This window comes from Acinetobacter baretiae (assembly GCF_015627105.1).
In the GTDB taxonomy this organism is placed as follows: Bacteria; Pseudomonadota; Gammaproteobacteria; order Pseudomonadales; family Moraxellaceae; genus Acinetobacter; species Acinetobacter baretiae.
The window spans coordinates 149,215-173,033 of the sequence record NZ_VTDM01000009.1; the positions used below are offsets into that span (position 1 = coordinate 149,215).

Below are 23,819 nucleotides of genomic sequence, written 5' to 3' on the forward strand. Positions count from 1 at the left end.
ATTTGTAGAGTAATACCTGTTTGACGATATTAAACACATCTTAATATCGTTACAAAAACGCTTTGTGATCATATGTTTTTGTACTTAAAATAGTTCAGTATCAACTACAACCTAAAAGAGTTGAATAATGCAAAGTAATAACCCTATTTTAACGCGTGCAGAAACGCACGCAGATTATGCACAGCCCATGACCGTACAAGGTGCTGTGGGTAAGTCAGTCTTGTTAACGGCAATATCAGCCATTGCTGGTATTGCATTATTTTTTTACTGTGCCTTGAGCATGAATGTTGGTATCGCTTATGCAGCAAGCATGGTGGGTGGTCTTGGTGGCTTTGTTTTAGCGTTAGTCATTACATTTAAGCCTAACACGGCACCGACATTAGCAATTCCTTATGCCCTGTTTGAAGGCGCATTTTTGGGCGGTATTTCATTCGTTTTTCAAGCCAAATATCCTGGTGCTCCATTGCAAGCATTGTTAGCGACATTTGTGACGACATTGGTGATGTTTGGGCTGTATCGTGCAAAAATTATTCGTGCAACTGAAAAATTTAAAGCAGTTGTTTTATCTGCAACTATCGCTATTGCTCTAGTTTTTGTTGTACAAATGGTTATGAGCTTACTTTTTAGTTCATCTATTCCATATGTGTTTGAAAGCAATTGGTTGGGTATTGGTTTTGCCGCTTTTGTTGCTGTGATTGCATCATTAAATCTGATTTTAGACTTTGATTTAATTGAAAGCTCTGCAGAAGAACGTGCACCAAAAGCTTTTGAATGGACATGTGCAGTGGCTTTATTGGCAACATTGGTATGGATGTATGTGTCATTCTTACGTTTAATCGGTTTAACATCAAACGATTAATTCGCGAATTGTTGAAAGAAAGCCATCTTTATTGTCACGATAAAGGTGGCTTTTTTATGATGATGACGAAAAAAATTAAAAAAGATGCTTTATGCAATTTATAAATTGCCTCAAACTCGACAAAATAGACCATATTGATTAAAAACGTAAATGAGAGACCAGCACATGGCACAAGGACTACTGACAGGTAAACGCTTTTTAATTGCAGGCGTTGCAAGTAAATTATCAATTGCATATGGTATTGCACAAGCTTTGCATCGTGAAGGTGCAGAATTAGCATTCACTTATCCAAATGAAAAGCTAAAAAAACGTGTTGATGATTTTGCGGCAAGTTTTAATTCAACTTTAGTTTTTCCATGTGATGTGTCTGTAGATGGTGAAGTTGATGCAGCTTTTGCATCTATTGCTCAGCATTGGGATGGCCTAGATGGTGTTATTCATTCTATTGGTTTTGCACCAGCGCATACTTTAGATGGTGACTTTACGGATGTGACCGATCGTGATGGATTTAAAGTTGCACATGATATTAGTGCATATAGCTTTATTGAAATGGCACGTGCTGCAAAACCTTTATTAAAAGTACGTCAAGGGTGCTTATTGACACTAACGTATCAAGGTTCAGAACGTGTAATGCCGAATTACAATGTTATGGGTATGGCAAAAGCATCACTTGAAGCGGGTGTACGTTATCTTGCATCTAGTCTAGGTGCAGAGGGCATTCGTGTGAATGCAATTTCAGCAGGTCCAATTCGTACGCTTGCAGCGTCTGGTATTAAGTCTTTCCGTAAAATGCTAGATGCCAACGAAAAAATCTCACCGCTGAAACGTAATGTAACGATTGAAGAAGTTGGTAATGCTGCTTTATTTTTATGCTCTCCGTGGGCATCGGGCATTACAGGTGAAATTATGTATGTGGATGCAGGCTTTAATACTGTAGGCATGAGTCCTGCAATGATGGATGATGAATAATTTAAATGTTTTAAAAAAGCGACCAAAGGTCGCTTTTTTAATGTTAAGGTTGGGGTAAAGGTCTACCGCCAAGGGCTTGTAGTAATGTGACATAAGCATTGTATTGACTTTGCTTCAAATTAACCAAGTTTAAATGGGTATTTCGCGTACTTTCTTGTTGATCCAACACATTTTTTAAAGCAACAGCCCCATATTTATATTGTACTAAAATTAATTTTTCGGAACGTTCAGATAATGCCAAAGTATCTGCTTGCGCACGTACTTGATTTGCTAATTGAGTTTGATTAGATAAGGCATTTTCGACATCTGCAAACGCTTGATATAGTGTTTGTTTATATTGCAAAACTGCTTTGTCATAATCGAGCTGACTGACTGCGATATTGCGTTTCATATCGTTGTATTGCAAAAAAGGTAAACTTAAGTTTGCGCCAAGTGTGAGTATCGGGTTTTTAATCAGCTCTGTTAAAGCTGTACTACTGCTCCCTAGATTACTGGTTAAGCTGATAGAAGGATAATAACTTGCACGTGTAGCATTGGTATTTTCAAGTGTTTTACGCAAACGAAACTCTGCTGCTTGTAAATCGGGTCTACGCGCTAAAAGTGTTGCAGGTAGTCCTGCTGCAATGGCAGGCAAGGTCGTTTGGGGTAATTGTGCTGGTTCAGAAATATTTAACTGTTGTATCGGAATATGTAACAATGTGGCCAGTCCAGTACGTGTTTCAACGAGGCTTTGCTCAATACGATTGAGATTGGCCATTTGACTTTGTACTGCTTGAGCGGCTTGCGCAGTTTCTAAACCCGATACAGCACCTAATTTATACTGTGTATTGACTAGGCGATCGAGTTGTTGCGAATGGGCTAGACTTTGCTGGGCAGTCGTTTTACTTTCATTTAAATAGGCCAATTGCCAATAAAGTTTTGCTGTCGTTGCAATTAAGGTTTGTGCGGTGGCTTGTAAATCTTCTGCACTGGCTTGTGCTTCCCATTGAGCGCTTTGGGTTTGATGTGACAACTTACCAAAGAGGTCGAGTTCATAACTAACCCCAACATTGGCCGATACACCTTGAGCTTGGTTTGATCCATCTTCAAACATAAATTTATGTCTTGTAGATGAAGATGCATTGACTCTAAAACCTTGTTGATTTTCGGCCAGTCCTGCTTTGAGTCGTGCTTGTTGGAGTGTTAATCCAGCAATTGCAAGGTTGTGGTTTTCTTGTATTACATGTTCAATCAGATGATTTAGTGTTTGATCGCCAAATAACGTCCACCACTGATCTGGGTAATTATTTTGTAGACTGTTTTGAGCATATGCAAATGTTTGACTCGTAGATACTTCAGGGGCTTGATAAGGTGTTTTAACGAGTGCACTACAGCCCAAGAGTACATTTGATAGCAAAATGACAGATGCAAATGTTGAAAATTGATGCTTCATGGTTTTCCTTATTCTCTTGCTAAGGCTGCAACGGGATCCAATTTTGCTGCATTTTTTGCAGGTAAAAATCCGAAGACAACACCAATGAGGGTGGAACAAATAAATGCAGCGACAATAGATGTCGCTGAATAGGACAGGGTAAATAGCCCACCGCCAAGTTGAGTCAATAGTTGACCTAAGCCTAGAGACAATAGGACACCTAAAATACCGCCAAGTAAACAGACTAAAATGGCCTCAATGAGAAACTGTTGTAAAATATCGCCCTGTCTTGCACCAACAGCCATTCGAACCCCAATTTCTTGAGTACGTTCGGTCACAGAAACCAACATAATATTCATGACTCCAATTCCACCAACAACCAAAGAAATAACGGCAATGGCAGAGACCAGCAATGTCATGGTATTGGTTGTTTTTTCGATGGTTTGTCGAATACTGTCACTGTTCATGGTGTAGATGTCTTGAGCACCATGACGTTGTGTGAGTAGATTAACAATGGCATTATCAGCAGCATCTGTTGAATATTTATCGTTGACAAGAACCAAAATGTTCCGTAAGTTAGCTTGCCCTAGAATACGACTCATGACCGTGGTATAGGGCATGTATACATTGAGTGAGTCGCTGAGGGTGGCTGCATTTGTAGGTGGTGCAATCACGCCAATAATGCGGGCAGGTACACTTCCTAACAAAATAACTTGGCCAATCGGGCTTGGAAGATGTGAAAAGAACTGCTTTTGTGTGTTGGTATCAATTACAACATCTTGTGCACGTATACGAATACTGGTGTTATCAAAGCCTTGTCCTTCTTGAAAACTCAGACCTTTAACAATAAAAAAATCACGCCCAACACCATTAATACTGGCGGTAGCTTCACTTTCTTGAAAACGCAGAACTTTAGATGTACTGACTAAAGGGCTAACTGCACTGACATAAGGCTGTTGAGCTAAGGCATCAGCATCACTAGGTACAAGGGTTTTAAAATTTGCTGTTCGAGAGTTATCACCAAAGCCTTTACCTTGCATGACAGTAATTGTATTTGTTCCTAACCCACTAATCTGATTTAAAATTTCTTGTTGAGAGCCTCGCCCAAGAGCAACTACCGTCACGACAGAGGCAATACCAATAATAATTCCGAGCATGGTTAAAAAAGTACGCATGCGGTGTGCATTCATAGCCAAAAGTGCCATACGAAAGGCTTCAGAAAGCCGATCTAAAAATGAACGAAACTGAGAGACGGTTTTAGTTTTTTTGGTATTAGAGGCTAAGATGGCCTGATGTGAAGCGTGTTGTGGGCTTTGATCGAGCGATTTTTGTGTATTGGCTTGATCTGCAATGACTTCACCATCTTTAAGTTCAATAATACGAGTTGCGTTCTTTGCAACCTCCATATCATGTGTAACTAAAATAATAGTGTGACCTGCCGTATTTAGAGCCCGTAAAATACGCATGACTTCAATACCACTATGAGAGTCGAGTGCACCCGTGGGTTCATCTGCTAAAATCACATCGCCACCATTCATGAGCGCACGTGCAATCGATACCCGCTGCTGTTGTCCTCCAGAAAGTTGATTTGGATGATTATTGGTTTTTTGCTCAAGCCCCAATGCAGTAAGTAGTTGCTGTGCTCTGACTTTACGCTCAGATGGTGCACTACTTGCATAAACAGCAGGAACTTCAACATTACCTTCAGCTGATAGATCATTGAGTAAATGGTATCGTTGAAAGATGAAACCAAAGTATTCTCTGCGTAATTGTGCTAGCTCATCGGGTTGTAATTGCCCTGTTTCATGACCATTTACTTGATAATAACCTTGTGTTGGGCGGTCTAAACACCCAAGTATATTCATTAAAGTTGATTTACCAGATCCTGATTGCCCGACAATTGCAACCAATTCACCTGCATAAATATTTAAATTAATATTTTTTAAGACTTGAATTGTACCTTCACCCGCAGGGAATTCTCGAGTAAGGTCACGAACTTCAAGCAATGCTTGTTGCGTCATGGTTACATTCCCATCGGTGGTGGTGTGTTACGTTTACGGTTATTACTTGCTTTGGCTGTGGCTGCAGAAGAATCACTACTATCGGCAATAATCACCTGATCTCCTTCTTTTAAGCCAGCCAATACCTCCGCATGAATACGATTATTCATACCAATCAAAACTTGTTGTGATTGAGGTTGATGATTATTTAAGATTCTAACCACACTTAAACTGGCTTTACCTGCTTTGATTAATTCTTTTTGAGCTGTTGTTAATTCAAGTTTTTGTAGTGGGTTGTCTACGTTATTATTATTGATATTGGGATTATTGGGTGGAAGTTTATTTGATACATTCATTGAGTTTCTGACATTATTGAGAGCAGCCGATGGAACTAAAACAGCATCTTCAATTGATTTGAGTATAATATACACTTGTGCTGTCATATTAATACGCAGTTTTTGATCGGTATTAGGGACATCAAATAATGCATTATAATAAATGGCTGAATTGTTAGATGAGCTTGAATCACTGCTAATCGAATCGGGTGCAGGTTCAATTTGACTCAATGTGGCATAACGTCGCTTATCGTCCCCAAGCGTGGTGAAATAAACTTGTTGGCCTTTTTCAATTTTCATAATATCCGCTTCACTGACTTGTGCCTTAATGGTCATTTGATCGAGCTGGGCGAGTTTTACAATCGTGGGTGTAGTCTGATTTGAGTTTACGGTTTGCCCTTCATTGGTCACAATAGCCACAATGGTGCCATCCATGGGTGCAATAATTTTGGTGTAGCCCAAATTAATACGTGCTGTAGACTCCGCTAGATGAGCTTGCTCAATTTGTGCATCAATAACCTTGAGTTGAGCTAAAGCAGTTTGATATTTGGCATCTGCAGATTCATAATTTGCACGAGAGGTTGCATCTTGCGCAAACATGGCTTTTTGGCGCTTATACTCTAAATTGGTTTCTTTAAGCTGAGCCTCTTGTTGTAATCGTTGAGCTTGTAGACTTTTAATGTTTGCAGCACTATTTTCGAGTGCATTTGCTTGAGTAACAGAATCAATTTTAGCAATGATTTGTCCTCTTTTCACTTGGTCTCCGAGTTGAACATACATATGTTTTACTTGGCCTGAAACCTGTGCACCGACACTTAAACTTTTACTTGCACCGAGTGTACCTGTTGCTAATACAGTACTTTCAAGATTTCCTCGAATGACATCTTCAGTAATATACTGGGGCTGTTCAGTTTTTGGTTTAAATGACTGCCATATAAAGAAACTGATGCCAGCCAAAATAGCTATAATAATAAGGAGTCGTATCGGCTTGATTTTTTTTAACATAGTATGAAGCAACGCCAGTAAAAAATGAAATATAGAAAGGTAGATTAAGTGAAAATAGTGAATCTACTGTGAACATGTTGCTTTATTATAAAATTATTTAAATGTGATTGAGAATAATGATTTCTTATTTAAATAAGGGTTTACCGCATAAAATTGCAATGATTTGTAGCACAGTCAGGTGAGCGGGGTGTTTGCTGTGGCCTTTAATTGCAAGATCAACTTGAAGCAGTAGAGCAGGCCATTGTAAAAAACTGCGAGGTTCAAAGCGTTGAACTGCTTGCTGATACAGTCTGACTTTATTTTGCCAAATACCCAATTGATGCACAGATTGAGGGTTTTCAAAAATTTGCATCAATAAGCGCATTTCTTTATGTAGCACCCATAAGATTAAACTCATAGGCTCATCTGTTGCAACAAGATATTGATAGATTTTAATCGATTGGTTGAAATCACCTTGGAGTAAAGTGTCGCTTAAATCATAGATGGAATAGCGAGATTGGTCTTGTAAACAGGCTCTAAGCTCATCAATTGAAATGATGCTATGTTCAGGAAAGGTATCACTGACTCGAATAAGACTGTTTTTTGCAGCCAATATATGATGTTCATGGTGTTCTAATAGCCACTGCCAAGCTGTTTTTTCCAGTTGAATGCCTATTTTTTGGGCTTCAATCTCTAATATTTTTTGTTGGTCTTTTTCATAAGGGAGACTCAGTGAAACGACAATGCCATTGGCTTCTACGGTTTTGAAAAAACTACTTTTTAGTCCTGCACTGTCTTGTTTGGGCATGACAATGACAAGGGTGTTTTGTTGAGGGTCTTGAATAAATTGTTTTAATTGTTTGAGTGCTGATGCATCAGGTTTGATGCGTGTATGGACTTCTATAGCAAGTGCTTGAGAAAATAATGATAGGCTGTTGAGTGCTTGAAAAACCTGTTTCCAATCATTGACATTGGCAATATCGTAGCGCTGTCTTTCAATGTCTTGATTTTGCCAAAGCTTATGAAATTGATCGAGTAAATTATGTTGTAGGAGAGCCTCTTGACCATGCAAAATCCAAGCACCTACGGCATTTTGGGTGTGTTTCAGTGCTTGAAAGTAATCAATTTTCATCGTGATATCGCAAATATCTTACGGGGAAGTCACTGTTGGTAAGCGATTCGTTGCAATTTGGCGCGCCATTTGCTGTGCAATGTCATCAACTAAAATCCCAATTAAATAGCTTTCTTCGTTATCATCAACATTTACTGTGGCCACATTATATTGATAAGTTTTTACACTATTAATTGTTCTAGGTTGTGTAATGACTTTGCCATTTTTATCTTCAATTTGAAACGTTGCATTCAACTGCAAGATCACTTCAGCGACACGACCACTGAGCTTTTGGCGACGATAATTGTAATCTAATACACGTAGTGTGTATTGACTGTCGTGATTGGTAACATGAATGCCGTTACCCGTCAGATACACTTTTAATTTTTCATCAAGAGCATCTGCTTGGTCGGGTAAGTTTAATGCCATGTTGTTGTAGGCAACAGGTGTTGCATATGGGCCTTTACCTACAAGGTGAAAACTGCAACCGATTAAGCTTGCACTTAAGCCTAAAGTAAATACGATAACTGCAAAACGACGACTTAAGTGCATACTCTTTCCTTTTTAAACAACTAAGTTAACAAGTTTATTTGGAACAACAATTTCTTTTTTTGTTGGGCCAGTCAAAAATTGTTGGACTTCAGGCAATGCTTTGGCTTGTGCGAGTAACTCTTCTTTTGATAAGCCAATAGCAACTTCTAGTTTGCCTCGTAATTTACCATTAACTTGTACCACAATGGTCTGTACATCACGAGTTAATGCGCTTGGGTCAACTTCTGGTAATTGATGTTGAGTTAAATCAATATCAAATTTTGCTAAAAGTGTTTGACTCAAGTGCGGTGCAAATGGAGACAAGAGCGTGAGTAAGCTAATAATCCCTTCACGTTCAACAGCAAGATCTTGAGCAGATGTTGCATTAAACTTCGCAAGACTATTTAAAAACTCCATCTGTGCGGCAATTGCCGTATTAAATGCATGACGTCGCTCAATATCATCAGTAACTTTTGCAATCGTTTCATGGGTTTTGCGACGTAAATCTTGTGCATCTTTAGATAAGTTGGCCGAATCAATCGCAATGTTTTCAGCATTTTTTTCTAAAATAGCGGCTGTAAGACGCCACACACGTTTTAAGAAGCGATTTGATCCTTCAACTCCTGCATCTGACCATTCAAGTGACTGATCAGGTGGTGCCGCGAACATGGTAAATACACGAGCCGTGTCTGCACCATACTGATCAATAATGGATTGAGGATCTACACCATTATTTTTAGATTTAGACATTTTTTCTTGGCCACCAATGACTACAGGTTGACCATCTGCTTTGTATATTGCAGAAAATACACGACCTTTTTCATCACGCTCTAATGTGACATCGGCAGGATTAAACCATGTTTTTTTGCCGTCAGATGCTTCGCGATAAAAAGTGTCTGCCAAGACCATGCCTTGTGTTAGCAAATTACTAAAAGGTTCATTGCCTTGAACCACCCCTTCATCACGCATCAGTTTATGAAAGAAACGCGCATACAAAAGATGTAAGATGGCATGTTCAACACCACCTATATATTGGGTGACAGGTAACCAAGTTTGTGCTGCATCTGGGTTAATCATGCCCTCAGAAAAATTGGGTGATGCATAACGAGCATAGTACCAAGATGACTCTACAAAAGTATCTAAAGTATCGGTTTCACGTTTGGCCGCACCACCACAATTTGGGCAAGTGGTTTCATAAAATTCAGGCATTTTTGCCAACGGATTGCCAGAACCATCAGGAATAACATCTGTAGGTAGAACAACAGGTAATTGATCTTCGGGTACAGGGACTTGACCACAGCTGTCGCAGTTGATCATAGGGATTGGACATCCCCAGTAACGTTGGCGTGAAACACCCCAGTCACGTAAGCGAAATTGTACTTTTTTGTTGGCTAAATCTTTTGGTTGGAGTGTTGCAATAAATGCATCAAACGCCTGTTGAAAATTAAGTCCATCAAATTCACCAGAATGAATTAATGTGCCTTCTTTGCTACCGTACCATTCTTGCCATTGATTTGGGTTGTAGATGTGATCGTCTGTTATATGAATAACTTGCTTAATATTTAAGCCAAAGTTGTTGGCAAATTCAAAGTCACGTTCATCATGTGCAGGTACAGCCATTACAGCACCTGAACCATAAGACATCAGCACGTAATTGGCAATCCATACAGGGATAGGTTCACCAGTCACTGGATGTTTAACATACAAGCCTGTTGCAACCCCTTTTTTCTCTGCGGTTGCCATATCTGCTTCAGAAACAGACCCATGACGGCATTCTTCAATAAATGCATTGAGATCGGGACGTAATTCAGCTGCTTTTTTTGCCATTGGGTGTTCAGCTGCAATGGCAACATAGGTCACACCCATTAACGTATCTGGACGTGTGGTATAGACGGTTAAACCATCTGCATAAACACTGTCATCTGCTGATGGAAAGGTAATATCCATACCTTCTGAACGACCAATCCAATTGCGTTGCATGGTTAATACACGCTGTGGCCAGCCATCTTTTAATTGTTCTAAGTCGTCGAGAAGTTCTTGTGCATAGTCTGTAATGCGGAAGTAATACATCGGAATGTCACGTTTTTCAACGAGCGCACCTGAACGCCAACCTCGACCATCGATAACTTGTTCGTTGGCTAATACGGTTTGGTCTACAGGGTCCCAATTGACGGTCGATAATTTTCGATAAATTAACCCTTTTTTATACAATTGAACAAATAGCCATTGTTCCCAACGGTAATATTCAGGTGTACATGTTGCAATTTCACGATCCCAATCGACAGCTAAACCTAAGCTTTTGAGTCCATTGCGCATATAAGCGATATTATCGAAAGTCCACTGTGCAGGGGCAACTTTATGGTCGATGGCTGCGTTTTCAGCAGGAAGACCAAAGGCATCCCATCCCATTGGTTGCAGGACAGTTTCACCTTTGAGTTGATAAAAACGACTCATCACATCGCCAATGGTATAGTTGCGTATATGCCCCATGTGCAGTTTGCCACTTGGGTAAGGGAACATCGACAGAATATAACGGCGTTTGCCTTCTACGATGTCTGCAACTTTAAAGGATTTACGATTTTCCCAGTCTTGTTGAACTTGAGGTTCAATCGCGCCTGCTTGATATTCTGAATCAATATGTGATGTAGTCATAAAAATTTAATCAACAACAAGATGAAGTTATAAGATTACGCACAGCATAGCGCAAAACGCACCAAAAAGTGAATCTTGTTTTGCTTAAAAAAGAATGCTTTGTTCGGGCGCGTTAAGGTCTTTATGCTTTGATGGTGCAATAATCTCATTTAACTTAAAGGTGGTGGTGTATTTGTAGAAGATTCATCAGATGAGTTTGGTTGATTTGTCGGTTGATCAGATCTCGCTTCAGCTGTGGGTGGACGGTGCATATTATTTTGCGGTTGTATGCTTTGCTCAGGCGGAAGCGTAGAAGAAGATGAAGGGCTCGTAGACCCGTAGGTTTTTAAAATGGTGGTATTTTTGCCATTTAATGGTGGGGTTTGGCTGTAGTGTGTTAGGCCTTTGGCATCGACCCATTTGTAAATGTCTTGTGCATATGCACTGTTTATCGCAAATATTGCCAATAAAGCACTATAAATTATTTTTGAATGTGTCATGCAATAAACCACGCTAATCAAAAGGAGGCACATGCCTTAGGTAAAAATTACCAAAATTGGGGCGAAAAAACTATAAATGATATGAAAATTTTCTTGTATTGGCTTTTCTTGCATAATAATTACGAAAAAGAGGTTGAAGCCTTGACATTACATAGGGAAACAACAAAAATATTAGCCTATCTTACATCATTTGATCACCCTTCAAAGAAATGTAGTTGTAACAGGCAGACACTCTAGCCGAGCTGTTATGTTTTAAAGTGTGTTTATCCCAGCATATTTTATATCGCCTGATGTGTGATTTCAGCGTAATCTGCTGTTGCGTCATGCTTATTCCTGTTGCAAGATAAGTCATTAGCTGTGTGGACACAAAAAAGCACAGTGGGTATTTAGAATTAATCGTATTGTGTGTTGTAATGGCAATACGGCAAAAAAAAGGGTGAATCACGTTGGAACTTCTTTCTGGTGGTGAAATGCTTGTTCGTGCACTTGCGGACGAGGGTGTTGAGCACGTTTTCGGTTACCCGGGCGGTGCTGTTCTACATATTTATGATGCATTGTATCAACAAAACAAAGTCAATCACTACCTCGTGCGCCATGAACAAGCGGCAGGCCACATGGCAGATGCTTACTCACGTGTCACAGGCAAAACAGGTGTTGTACTTGTCACATCTGGACCTGGTGCGACCAATACAGTTACCCCAATTGCCACAGCCTATATGGATTCTATTCCAATGGTGGTACTGTCGGGTCAGGTTGCATCGCATTTGATTGGTGAAGATGCATTCCAAGAAACAGATATGATTGGTGTGTCTAGACCGATTGTAAAACATAGCTTTCAAGTGCGCCATGCCAGTGAAATTCCAGAGATTATCAAAAAAGCATTTTACATTGCGGCAAGTGGCCGTCCGGGTCCTGTGGTGATTGACATCCCTAAAGATGTTACTAATCCTGTCGATAAATTTGCCTATTCATATCCTGAAAAAGTAAAAATGCGCTCTTACCAACCCCCATATCGTGGGCATGCAGGGCAGATTCGTAAAGCGGTCGATGAATTACTTACGGCAAAACGCCCTGTAATTTATACAGGTGGCGGTCTTGTTCAAGGCAATGCATCAGATATTTTAACTGAAATTGCACATCTTTTAAACTACCCTGTGACCAGTACATTAATGGGGCTTGGTGGTTTTGCAGGTACCGATCCACAGTTTTTAGGCATGTTAGGGATGCATGGTTATTATGAAGCCAATATGGCGATGCATCATGCAGATGTAATTTTTGCAGTAGGCGCACGTTTTGATGATCGTGTAACCAACAATCCAAGCAAATTCTGCCCAAATGCAAAAGTGATTCATATTGATATTGACCCTGCAACCATTTCCAAAACAATTTCTGCACACATTCCAATCGTAGGTGCTGTGCAGCCTGTGTTGCAAGAAATGCTCGCACAGCTTAAACAATTAAATATTTCTAAACCAAATCCTGAAGTACTCAGTGAGTGGTGGGATCAAATTAATGAATGGCGTGGTCATCACGGTTTACGCTATGCACCTGCTCAAAATGGTCATATGAAACCACAACAAGTGGTTGAAGCATTGTATAAAATCACCCATGGTGAAGCGATCATTACTTCAGATGTAGGTCAACACCAAATGTTTAGTGCGTTATATTACAAATATGACCGTCCTAGACAGTGGATTAACTCAGGTGGCTTAGGCACTATGGGTGTGGGTTTACCTTATGCGATGGGTGCAAAGCTTGCATTTCCAGAACAAGACGTTGTGTGTATGACAGGCGATGGTTCGATTCAAATGTGTATTCAAGAATTGTCTACCTGTAAGCAGTACGATATTAATGTCAAAATTTTGTGCCTAAATAATGGGTCATTGGGCATGGTTCGTCAGTGGCAAGACATGAACTATGAGGGTCGCCACTCACAATCTTATGTTAAGTCTTTACCTGATTTTGCTAAACTCATGGAAGCGTATGGCCATGTTGCAATTACAATTACGCATGCAGATGAGCTAGAGTCTAAATTGCAAGAAGCGATGGCAATTAACGATAAGTGTGTGTTTATCAATGTGTTGGTTGAAGATGATGAACATGTGTATCCAATGCAAGTGCCAGCACAATCGATGAAAGATATGTGGCTAGCCAAAGGGGAACGTACAGCATGAGCATGAGACACATTATTTCAGTACTTATTGAAAATGAATCGGGTGCATTGTCGCGTTTGGTTGGATTATTTAGTCAGCGTGGTTACAACATTGAAACTCTAAATGTTGCACCTACAGAAGACGAAACGTTGTCTCGTTTGACATTAACCACCTATGGTGACGATCATAAAATTGAGCAAATTACTAAACAGCTCAATAAATTGATTGAAGTAGTGAAAGTGATTGCATTGAGTGATGGCGCACATATTGAAAGAGAGCTGTTACTGATTAAAGTGAAAGCTTTGGGGATTGCTCGTGATGAAATTAAGCGTACAGCAGATATTTTCCGAGCAACGATTGTAGACGTTACACCGACTACATATACTGTGCAAATTGTGGGTACAACTGAAAAATTAGATGGTTTTATTGATGCTTTAGCAGAAAATACCATTTTAGAAGTTGTGCGTTCTGGCGTGTCGGGTATTGCACGTGGCGAAAAAGTTTTAAGCATTTAATTAAAAAAGATTTTTACTGGAGATAACACATGCAAATTTTCTATGATAAAGACTGTGATCTGTCAATTATCCAAAGCAAAAAAGTCGCGATTATTGGATATGGTTCACAAGGCCATGCACACGCACTTAACTTAAAAGAGTCAGGTGTAGATGTGACTGTTGGTCTACGTGCAGGATCAGCATCATGGAAAAAAGCAGAAACTTCTGGCTTGAAAGTTGCAGAAGTTCCTAATGCGGTGAAAGGTGCAGATCTTGTAATGATCTTGACTCCTGATGAATTCCAATCACAACTTTACCGTGATGTGATTGAGCCAAATATTAAAGAAGGTGCAACTCTTGCATTTGCACATGGCTTTGCGATTTTGTACAACCAAGTTGTGCCACGTAAAGACCTAGACGTTATTATGGTTGCGCCAAAAGCACCAGGTCATACTGTTCGTTCAGAATTTCAACGTGGATCAGGTGTACCTGATTTAATCGCAATTCATCAAGATGCATCGGGTAATGCACGTAATGTTGCATTGTCTTATGCGTCAGGTGTAGGTGGTGGACGTACAGGTATTATTGAAACATCATTCCGTGAAGAAACTGAAACAGACCTATTTGGTGAGCAAGCTGTTCTTTGTGGTGGTGCGGTAGAATTAGTGAAAATGGGCTTCGAAACATTGGTTGAAGCAGGTTATGCACCAGAAATGGCATACTTTGAATGTTTACATGAGTTAAAGCTGATTGTTGACTTAATGTTCGAAGGTGGTATTGCAGACATGAACTATTCAGTATCGAACAATGCTGAATACGGCGAATATGTGACAGGTGCTGAAGTGATTAATGAGCAATCTCGTGAAGCAATGCGTAATGCACTGAAACGTATTCAATCTGGTGAATATGCGAAAATGTTCATTCAAGAAGGTGCTTTAAATTATCCATCAATGACAGCACGTCGTCGCCAAAATGCAGAGCATGGGATTGAAGTTACAGGGAACAAGTTACGTGCAATGATGCCATGGATTAAAGCCAACAAAATTATTGATAAAGACAAAAACTAATTTGATCTTTGTGTTAAAAAAACCTGCATACGTGCAGGTTTTTTTGTGGCAACTGAATTTGTCATGTCAGTATCATGTATTTTAGTTTATGATGATCTTGTTGTATTTAAATGCTGTAATTTATAGAAAAAATAGGTATTAAAATAAATAAATCAACAAAGGTGGGTCTGTGTTGAATACACTCAAAGTGAAAGTTTTAGCATTTGATTTACAGTGGTGTATCTATTTAAATCAACTGTCTAAACATGCATATGTTGCATATTTCTTTAAATTGATTAGTCGCTTAGGCGATGGTCTATTTTGGTTTGTTATGTTGGTGTTTGTGTGGGTATTAGAGGAAAAGTATACCTATAAACAAGTCATTTACTTGGCATGTGCCAGTTTTTTAGCAACAGCCACATATAAATTTCTAAAAACGAAAACATTACGTCCACGACCTTATCAAGTACATCAAGTCATTGTTTTGGGTGATCGACCGCTAGATCACTACAGCTTTCCCTCGGGGCACACGTTACATGCTGTGCTAGCAACCATTATTTTTGGTTATGTTTCCCCAATACTTTTATATCTAATGCTGCCTTTTACTGTTTTGGTGGCCTTGTCTCGAGTTATTTTAGGACTACATTATCCAACAGATGTCTTTGTTGGGGCATTGCTTGGGGTTGCATTTGCCATTGTGGTGTTAATGATGGCGTATTATTTTCATATTATTCTATGAATATATTATAATGAGTCAAGCTTAAACGTTGTGAGAAAGAAATGGGATTACGTTGGACAGATACATTAGATATTGCCATTGAGTTGTCTGAAGTACATACAGATGTTGATCCACAATGGGTGAGATTTACAGATTTACATGCATGGGTATGTGCTTTACCAGAATTTTCAGACGATCCAAATAAATCAACTGAAGGAATTTTGGAGGCCATACAAATGGCTTGGATTGATGAAGCGGACTAAAAATACATTAAAAAATGAAACTTTTACACTTTGTAAGCTGATTATTTCGACTGACCTCGTTATAATGCGCAAAATTTTCGCTGTTTATTTTGTTTAAGGAGCCTATCATGGCAGTTGAACGTACGTTATCTATCGTTAAACCAGATGCTGTTGCTAAAAACCACGTTGGTGATATTTTTGCTCGTTTTGAAAAATCGGGTTTAAAAATTGTTGCAACTAAAATGAAGCATTTGTCTCAAGCTGAAGCTGAAGGCTTTTATGCAGAGCACAAAGAACGTGGTTTCTTTGCTGATCTAGTTGCATTTATGACATCTGGTCCAGTGGTTGTATCTGTACTTGAAGGTGAAAATGCTGTACTTGCTCACCGTGAAATTTTAGGTGCGACAAATCCTAAAGAAGCAGCACCTGGTACAATTCGTGCAGACTTTGCTGTAAGCATTGATGAAAATGCTGCACATGGTTCAGACTCTGTTGCATCTGCTACACGTGAAATCTCTTACTTCTTTGCTCAAACTGAAGTGTGCCCACGCACTCGTTAATTTGAGACAGTGTGACCAGATAAGTGGTATACTGCTTATCTGGTTTTTTGTTTTTACAGCACATTTATTTTTAGTAACTCCTCTTTTTCATCTTCAATATTGTTTAGGTAATACACATGGCTCATGACGCAATTCGTTCATCTTTAGTGGTTGATGAACAAGATAATGCCACATTGCATCCGCCTAAAAATGATGCAACGCCAAAAATCAACCTACTAGGGATGTCACGTGCAGAGCTCGAACAATTTTTTGAAAGCTTAGGTGAGAAAAAGTTTAGAGCAGGCCAAGTCATGAAATGGGTACATCAGTACTTTATTACAGACTTTGCACAAATGAGTAATATTTCAGGCAAGCTACGCGAAAAACTTGAAAAAGTTTGTGAAGTAAAAGCACCTGAGGTAGTACATCGTAATTATTCTAAAGATGGTACTCGTAAATGGGTTTTTCGTGTTGGTGAAGGTTCAGGATCTTTGGTCGAAACTGTCTTAATTCCTGCTGATGATAAAACAGGGGCACGTAAAACATTATGTGTTTCATCGCAAGTAGGCTGTGCATTAGATTGTTCATTTTGCTCTACAGGTAAACAAGGCTTTCAACGTGATTTAACCCCAGACGAAATTATTGGTCAGTTGTGGGTAGCAAACCAATCGTATATGGAAGATGTTGCTGTTGCGGAGCGTACACGCTCGGTGACCAATGTGGTGATGATGGGTATGGGAGAGCCATTACTTAACTTTAAACCTGTAGTCAAAGCAATGTCGTTGATGTTAGATGATTTTGCATACGGTATGTCTAAACGCCGTGTCACACTGTCTACATCTGGCATTGTACCTATGATTGACAAATTGGCAGAACAACTTGATGTTGCTTTGGCAATTTCTTTACATGCACCAAATGATGAATTACGTAATGAACTTGTACCTATTAACAAAAAATATCCATTGGCACAACTGATTGCCTCTGCACAGCGTTATCTTCGAAAAGATGGTAATGAAAGTGCACGTAAACATGTCACCATTGAATATGTTATGCTCGATGGGGTAAACGATCATTTAGAACATGCACATCAAATGGTCAAGTTACTTCAAGATTTGCCAAGTAAAATTAACCTTATTCCTTTTAACCCTTTTCCACATGCACCGTATGGTCGTTCTAGTCGTAACCGTATTATGGCATTCCAAAAAGTGTTGTCAGATGCAGGCTTTGTTTGTACGATTCGTCAAACACGTGGTGATGATATTGATGCAGCATGTGGCCAATTGGTTGGACAAGTTGCAGATAGAACACGCCGTGCTGAACAGTGGAAAAAGAAAGTTGCGCAACAGCATGAGATTGTACGGTCTCAGGGTTGAGCGATTACGATAAATCATGGTGAAAAAACATGAGTGCAGTCAAAACGTTAATGGTTTCATGTGTTGCTGTGGGGTGTACTTTACTCACAGCATGTCAAACCACAAGTAATCAATTAAAAGCAGATCCTAAAAAATCTGCACAAGTACGAACACAAATGGCTGCTGAATATCTTCGTACAGGAGATGTTGACTCGGCAAAACGTGAATTAGATGAAGCATTAAAAAAAGACACCACTGATCCAACCACCTATATGATGATGGCTGTGTTGTTACAACAAGAAGGTAGCCCTAACAATGTGGCTAAAGCAGAAAGCTATTTTAAAAAAGCACTTTCTTTAGATCGAACAGATCCACAAATTAGAAATAATTATGGCTTTTACTTATATCAAATTGGCCGTTTTGATGACGCACGTAAAGAGTTACTGATTGCAGCATCTACTTTAGGTTATAATCAGCGCGCATTAGCTTTTGAAACTTTAGGCAGAACCTATCAAAAACTAGGTGATGCAGAAAATGCTGAACAAAGTTACTCTAGTGCGATTAAAGTCAATCCAGACTCTAGTTTTGCATATCAATCATTAGCAGATATTGCGTACCAAAAGGCACAATATCGAAATGCACTTGCACAATATCAGAACTATGTGCGAGTGATGGGCATGAATAACCAAACGAATGTGGCACTTTGGTTAGGAATTCGCATTGCGCATGCAAATGGTGATAACATTACCCAGCAGGTCTTGGCCAATCAACTTCGAGCAAAATATCCAGATAGCCAAGAGTATCAAAATTATTTGCAACAACAGTACAATACTGAGGCGGTATGGAAGTAAATCCAAATTCACAGCAATCGGCGGGTACACAATCAAGCTCAAGCAATTTAGGTAATATTCAACGTCCTGGTGAGTATTTACGCCATGTCCGTCTTCAAAAAAAATATGAGTTGGCTGATGTATCTCAGGCATTAAATATGCCAGTGCGTACATTAGAGGCTTTAGAGAAAGATGAATATACTGCGTTACCCGAAGCTACGTTTATTAAAGGGTATTATCGTACCTATGCACGTTATTTAAGTGTCGATGCTTCTATGATCATCCAACGTTTTGATGAAATTTATCAAAATGATACAGGCTTTCATGCACAAAATGCTTTAAATGATTCACCGATTAAAATTATGGGTAAGCTGCCAGGTTCAAACAGCAGTCGTAACCGTAAATGGCTAAAACGTATCGTTATTTTATTGGCGATTATTGTATTGGCTTGGATTGCAATTGTTGCTGTGCAAAATTGGTCCAATAAAAAGAAACAAGAGCAAATGTCGGTCAACCCTTCAAACGTACAGGTGTTATCAGTGAATCAAGATGCTGCTGTTGGTGATCGACTTGAACTTAAAATTTCACAACCAACGTCACTGAATATTATTGACTCAACAGGCAAAGTGCTTGCCAATGGTCGTCAAACACAAGATCTTTCTTTAAATGGCCAGTCACCTTTTCAAATTCAGCTCAATGATGCAAAAGCTGTGTCATTAAACTTAAACGGTGAAGCTATTTCATTGTCTCCTTATACCGTAAACGGCAAAGCAGATTTTCGTTTATCTCGTTAAAAGATCTAGTCGAGCAACGTCATCATGATAGTAAACCCGATTAAACGCCGACCAACCCGTAAAATTCGTGTTGGATCGGTTTATGTAGGTGGTGATGCACCCATTAGTGTACAAAGCATGACCAATACAGAAACATGCGATGTCGATGCAACTGTGGCACAGATTCAACGCTGTGCCGATGCAGGCGCAGACATTATGCGAGTATCTGTACCTTCTATGGAGGCTGCAGAGGCATTTGGTGCAATTAAAAAACGTGTAGATATTCCGCTAGTTGCAGACATACATTTTGATTATAAAATTGCCTTAGCTGTTGCAGATTATGGCGCAGATTGTTTGCGTATTAACCCTGGTAACATTGGCTCGGAACAAAAAATTCGTGAAGTTGTGGCAGCAGCAAGACATCATGACATTTCCATGCGCATTGGTGTAAATGCAGGCTCACTTGAAAAAGATTTACAAAAAAAATATGGTGAACCGACAGGTGAAGCATTACTTGAATCGGCATTACGCCATATTGATATATTAGATCGCCTAAACTTTCATGAGTTTAAAGTGAGTGTGAAAGCCTCTAATGTATTTTTAACCCTAGATGCTTATCGTTTATTATCCCAACAAATTGATAATCCATTACATTTAGGGGTGACAGAGGCGGGTGTGTATAGAACAGGTACGGTAAAATCAGCGATTGCATTGGGTGGTTTATTACTCGATGGAATAGGCGATACCATGCGTATTTCACTGGCTGCACAACCTGAAGAAGAAATTAAAATTGGCTTTGATATTTTAAAGTCATTAATGCTACGATCAAATGGGATTAATTTTATTGCTTGTCCAAGCTGTTCAAGACAAGAATTTAATGTAATTCAAGTGATGCAATCTCTTGAAGAGCGTTTAGAAGATATTCGTACACCGATTGATCTGTCTGTGATTGGATGTAAAGTCAATGGTCCAGGTGAAGCCAAAGAGGCAGATATCGGTATTGTGGGGGCGAGCCCAAGATCTCTTGTATATCGAAATGGTGAGAAAAGCCATCTCATTGATACACATCAATTGGTTGATGAAATTGAATCAATGGTTCGTCAGCGTGTAGAAGAGCTTGAAAAAGCTAAATCAAAAGAAATTATTCGTAGTTCATCATCATGAGTTCAATTGTTGCAATAAAAGGTTTTAATGACATTCTCCCAACACAAACAGTGGCTTGGAGAAAACTAGAAACATATTTAGCATCTTTAATGGATGCCTATGGTTATCAACAAATTCGATTGCCGATTGTTGAAAACACGGGTTTATTTAAACGTGCGATTGGCGATGCCACAGATATTGTTGAAAAAGAAATGTACACCTTTTTTGATAAAGGCAATCCCCCAGAATCGTTAACCTTAAGACCAGAAGGGACAGCAGGTTGCGTACGTGCATTGTTAGAGCACAATTTACTGCGTGGAGCAACGCCTCGTGTATGGTATATGGGGCCGATGTTTCGTTATGAAAAGCCTCAAAAAGGGCGTTATCGCCAATTCCACCAGTTTGGTGTAGAAACATTTGGTGTGGCAACACCAGATATTGAAGCAGAACTTATTTTATTGACTGCGCGTTTATGGAAGCATCTTGGCATTGCAGACAAGGTACAACTTGAGTTAAACACACTCGGTGAAGCAGATGAACGAACGGCATATAAAAATGCATTAGTTGAGTATTTAAATCTACATAAAACAGATTTAGATGAAGACTCACAACGTCGTTTAACCACCAATCCTTTACGTATTTTAGATTCAAAAGATGAGCAAACTCAGCGCATTTTGGCAAGCGCACCTCAACTGCATGACTTTATGCAACTTGAAACCATGACCCATTTTGACACTTTAAAAAGCTATCTAGATCAAGCAGGTATTGCCTATGTGGTGAATCAAAAACTTGTACGTGGTTTGGATTACTACAATAAAACAGTCTTTGAGTGGACAACTTGTCATTTGGGCTCACAAGCAACAGTATGTGGTGGTGGTCGTTATGATGGACTGGTTGGACAGCTAAAAGGAAAGGCGAGTCAATCGGTACCTGCGGCAGGTTTTGGTATGGGCTTAGAGCGACTATTATTGTTGTTAGAGCAATTTGCACCCGCAGAGCCTATAAGAGATTGTGAAGTGTTTTTAGTCACAGATCCACAATGTCAGGCACATGCTTTATTGTTTGCAGAACAACTTAGAGATGAATTAGAGCGAGTCAATGCACCAATTCGTGTTAAAGTAGGTTCGCAAGGCAGCATGAAAAGTCAAATGAAAAAAGCAGATCAGTCAGGTGCGGTTTATGCCATGATCTTTGGCGAGCGAGAGCAAGCTGCTGAGCACATTGCCTTTAAGCATTTAGCAACAGCAGAACAAAAAGATGTTGTACTTGCTGATGTTGTTTCATTTTTGCTTGAGCAATTTCCATCATCTCGCGTTTAGTAGTAAGGATCATGACATGAGCGCAACCACAGAAGAAGAACAGTTAGATAAGTTTAAATCGCTAGGTAAGAAGTATGGTTCTTCTGCAATTACAGCGGTATTAATTGTACTTATTGCTTTTTTTGCATGGAATTATTGGCAAAAAAACAAGCGAGTTGATTCACAAAATGAAACAGCTCGAGTGCAACAGCTCATGGATCAAGCACAAGCTATATCTTTGACTGATAAAACAGCATTAACCAACTTAATGCGCTTATCAGATGAAATTGTAAAGAAAGACCCTGATTCTGTTCAGGCCATTCAAGCACAACTGATTTTAGCCAAAATATTTTTTGATCGTAATGATACAACTGCGGCTGAAAAAGAGTTACAAAAAGCACAATCTGTGAAAATCAAAGATGAAGGCTTAGTGGCTTTGGTGAATTTACATTTGGCTTATGCACAAATTGCCAATAAAAAATATGATGATGCGCTAAAAACATTGGATTTAGTTAAACTTGAATCATTTAAAGCCACAACAGATGAAGCACGTGGCGATATTTTTGTGTATAAAAATGATACACAAAATGCTAAGTCAGCTTATGAAAGGGCTTGGAGTGCTGCTGTAGCACGCAAACAACAGCCACAAATTTTACAAATTAAACTCGAAAGTGTGGGGGTTTTAGTGGATGATCCTCGTATTGAAACCCCAATTTTGAAAACACAAGTGGACGAATCTTAAATGCATAAAAAATTTAAAATACCGTTTGCGTTAACTATTTTAGCAGTTGCACTCGTTGGCTGTTCAAGTAATAAACCTAAGGTTGAAAAAATAAAACCAAACCCGTTGCCTAAATTGGTTCAAGCGAAAAGCTTACAACAAGTATTTTCTCAACATGTGTCTGCAAGCAATAAAAAAGACCCTTTACGTCTGCAAATGGCAGTAGATCAAGGGGTTATTTATGTGGCTGACCCGAAAAAAGGGACAGTCGATGCATTTCAGGGCAACAAACAGCTTTGGTCAAGTCAAGTCTATAAAAAAGGCATGTTAAGTGCTGGGCTTGAAGTCGGGCAGGGTATTGTTGTCGCAGGAAATCAAAAAGGTGAACTGTTTGCTTTAGAACAAAGTACGGGGAAAGTGCTTTGGCAAGCTCAATTGTCAGGTCCGATTATCACTCCATCTCACATTCAGCTTGGACGTGTGATTACGGTGACTAATGATGGCAATGTATATGCGCACGATGCAACTACAGGCCAGCAACTATGGACATATAAGCTCCCTAATGTTGCATTAAGTTTACGTGGTCAAGCGTCTCCTGTAGCACTTGATCCTAACAATGTCTTAATTGCGACTGCAAATGCTTATGTATATGGCATAGATGTTGTGAGTGGTGTACCACGATTACAACGCCGTGTTTCAGTTGCTGAAGGTCGTACAGATATACAGCGTGTTAATGATATTGATGGCGATCCTGTAATGATGGGGCAGTTCCTGATCACAACGAGCTATCAGGGCCAAATTACCGTCACAGATTTACAGCAACAACAAGTAGTTTGGACAGATAATTCAAGTAGTAATCAGCGTCCAGAAGTAACTCGTGATACCATTTACACGACCACTGTAGATGGAAAAATCATTGCATATGGATTGCTTACAGGACAAAAACTGTGGGAAAATGATCAACTTCTGCATCGTAATTTGAGTAACCCTGTATTGTTGGGCTCAGATTTAGTTGTTGGAGATTTTGATGGTGCTTTAAGCATGATTGATCCAGCAACAGGAAAAATCACAGGTCGTTCAACAACCAAAGGTGAAGTAACTTCACTGCGTGTTGTAGACAACCAACTTTATGTTTCAACACAAAAAGGCGCTTTAAGCGTTTGGCAGAACCGTTAATTT

At 39.4% G+C, this 23,819-nt stretch carries 22 protein-coding genes; 15 read left to right on the top strand and 7 right to left on the bottom strand.

Annotated features, from left to right (window positions below):
- Positions 1-127: 127 nt before the first annotated feature.
- Both I2F17_RS04710 and I2F17_RS04715 read left to right on the top strand, forming a co-directional pair.
- Positions 128-859, top strand: coding sequence for a Bax inhibitor-1/YccA family protein (locus I2F17_RS04710; RefSeq protein WP_196422243.1), 732 nt, complete (start codon positions 128-130; stop codon positions 857-859).
- 165 nt (positions 860-1,024) lie between these two features.
- Positions 1,025-1,828, top strand: coding sequence for an enoyl-ACP reductase FabI (locus tag I2F17_RS04715; protein WP_211139215.1), 804 nt, complete (start codon positions 1,025-1,027; stop codon positions 1,826-1,828).
- A gap of 43 nt (positions 1,829-1,871) precedes the next feature.
- On the opposite strand, the gene I2F17_RS04720 is transcribed toward I2F17_RS04715, so the two are convergent.
- The 7 genes from I2F17_RS04720 to I2F17_RS04750 form a co-directional block, all read right to left on the bottom strand.
- Positions 1,872-3,260 (bottom strand): efflux transporter outer membrane subunit, encoded by a 1,389-nt coding sequence (locus I2F17_RS04720; protein ID WP_211139216.1) that lies wholly within the window; start codon positions 3,258-3,260, stop codon positions 1,872-1,874.
- An 8-nt stretch (positions 3,261-3,268) separates the two neighbouring features.
- Positions 3,269-5,260 carry a MacB family efflux pump subunit gene (locus I2F17_RS04725; RefSeq protein WP_211139217.1) on the bottom strand — a complete coding sequence of 664 codons (1,992 nt, stop codon included), beginning with the start codon at positions 5,258-5,260 and terminating at the stop codon, positions 3,269-3,271.
- Positions 5,261-5,262: 2 nt separating this feature from the next.
- Positions 5,263-6,579, bottom strand: a complete 1,317-nt coding sequence (locus I2F17_RS04730) for an efflux RND transporter periplasmic adaptor subunit (RefSeq protein WP_211139218.1) — start codon at positions 6,577-6,579, stop codon at positions 5,263-5,265.
- Positions 6,580-6,703: 124 nt separating this feature from the next.
- Entirely contained in the window at positions 6,704-7,690 is a 987-nt protein-coding gene (holA, locus tag I2F17_RS04735) for a DNA polymerase III subunit delta (RefSeq protein WP_211139219.1), read from the bottom strand.
- An 18-nt stretch (positions 7,691-7,708) separates the two neighbouring features.
- Positions 7,709-8,221 (bottom strand): LPS-assembly lipoprotein LptE, encoded by a 513-nt coding sequence (locus I2F17_RS04740; RefSeq protein ID WP_196422249.1) that lies wholly within the window; start codon positions 8,219-8,221, stop codon positions 7,709-7,711.
- 12 nt (positions 8,222-8,233) lie between these two features.
- Entirely contained in the window at positions 8,234-10,852 is a 2,619-nt protein-coding gene (gene leuS, locus I2F17_RS04745) for a leucine--tRNA ligase (RefSeq protein WP_211139220.1), read from the bottom strand.
- A 149-nt stretch (positions 10,853-11,001) separates the two neighbouring features.
- A complete protein-coding gene (locus I2F17_RS04750) occupies positions 11,002-11,331 on the bottom strand; it encodes a DUF4124 domain-containing protein (protein ID WP_211139221.1) in 330 nt (109 codons plus the stop codon).
- Positions 11,332-11,777: 446 nt separating this feature from the next.
- Between I2F17_RS04750 and I2F17_RS04755 the strand changes: the two genes are divergently transcribed.
- The 13 genes from I2F17_RS04755 to bamB all read left to right on the top strand — a co-directional run bounded on the left by I2F17_RS04755 (position 11,778) and on the right by bamB (position 23,816).
- The gene (locus tag I2F17_RS04755) at positions 11,778-13,505 is read left to right on the top strand and encodes an acetolactate synthase 3 large subunit (protein ID WP_196422252.1); all 1,728 of its coding nucleotides are present in this window, start codon (positions 11,778-11,780) and stop codon (positions 13,503-13,505) included.
- Positions 13,506-13,507: 2 nt separating this feature from the next.
- A complete protein-coding gene (gene ilvN / locus I2F17_RS04760) occupies positions 13,508-13,999 on the top strand; it encodes an acetolactate synthase small subunit (protein ID WP_196422307.1) in 492 nt (163 codons plus the stop codon).
- Between the two features lie 29 nt (positions 14,000-14,028).
- Positions 14,029-15,045, top strand: a complete 1,017-nt coding sequence (gene ilvC, locus I2F17_RS04765) for a ketol-acid reductoisomerase (protein WP_196422253.1) — start codon at positions 14,029-14,031, stop codon at positions 15,043-15,045.
- 169 nt (positions 15,046-15,214) lie between these two features.
- The gene (locus I2F17_RS04770; RefSeq protein ID WP_211139222.1) at positions 15,215-15,763 is read left to right on the top strand and encodes a phosphatase PAP2 family protein; all 549 of its coding nucleotides are present in this window, start codon (positions 15,215-15,217) and stop codon (positions 15,761-15,763) included.
- A 41-nt stretch (positions 15,764-15,804) separates the two neighbouring features.
- Positions 15,805-16,005, top strand: a complete 201-nt coding sequence (gene iscX, locus I2F17_RS04775; protein ID WP_196422254.1) for a Fe-S cluster assembly protein IscX — start codon at positions 15,805-15,807, stop codon at positions 16,003-16,005.
- A gap of 107 nt (positions 16,006-16,112) precedes the next feature.
- Positions 16,113-16,544 (top strand): nucleoside-diphosphate kinase, encoded by a 432-nt coding sequence (ndk, locus tag I2F17_RS04780; RefSeq protein WP_196422255.1) that lies wholly within the window; start codon positions 16,113-16,115, stop codon positions 16,542-16,544.
- A gap of 116 nt (positions 16,545-16,660) precedes the next feature.
- On the top strand, positions 16,661-17,896 hold the full coding sequence (gene rlmN / locus I2F17_RS04785; protein ID WP_196422256.1) for a 23S rRNA (adenine(2503)-C(2))-methyltransferase RlmN: 1,236 nt from the start codon (positions 16,661-16,663) through the stop codon (positions 17,894-17,896).
- A 29-nt stretch (positions 17,897-17,925) separates the two neighbouring features.
- Positions 17,926-18,726, top strand: a complete 801-nt coding sequence (gene pilW, locus I2F17_RS04790; protein WP_196422257.1) for a type IV pilus biogenesis/stability protein PilW — start codon at positions 17,926-17,928, stop codon at positions 18,724-18,726.
- Complete coding sequence (locus tag I2F17_RS04795) at positions 18,717-19,499, top strand: RodZ domain-containing protein (protein ID WP_196422258.1); 783 nt, start codon at positions 18,717-18,719, stop codon at positions 19,497-19,499. The genes pilW and I2F17_RS04795 overlap by 10 nt, the downstream gene beginning before the upstream one ends.
- A gap of 24 nt (positions 19,500-19,523) precedes the next feature.
- On the top strand, positions 19,524-20,642 hold the full coding sequence (ispG, locus tag I2F17_RS04800) for a flavodoxin-dependent (E)-4-hydroxy-3-methylbut-2-enyl-diphosphate synthase (protein ID WP_211139223.1): 1,119 nt from the start codon (positions 19,524-19,526) through the stop codon (positions 20,640-20,642).
- Positions 20,639-21,940, top strand: a complete 1,302-nt coding sequence (gene hisS / locus I2F17_RS04805) for a histidine--tRNA ligase (RefSeq protein WP_211139224.1) — start codon at positions 20,639-20,641, stop codon at positions 21,938-21,940. Before ispG ends, hisS begins: the two co-directional genes overlap by 4 nt.
- A gap of 16 nt (positions 21,941-21,956) precedes the next feature.
- The gene (locus tag I2F17_RS04810) at positions 21,957-22,661 is read left to right on the top strand and encodes a YfgM family protein (RefSeq protein WP_211139225.1); all 705 of its coding nucleotides are present in this window, start codon (positions 21,957-21,959) and stop codon (positions 22,659-22,661) included.
- Positions 22,662-23,816, top strand: coding sequence for an outer membrane protein assembly factor BamB (gene bamB / locus I2F17_RS04815; protein ID WP_211139226.1), 1,155 nt, complete (start codon positions 22,662-22,664; stop codon positions 23,814-23,816).
- The last annotated feature ends 3 nt before the right edge of the window (positions 23,817-23,819 follow it).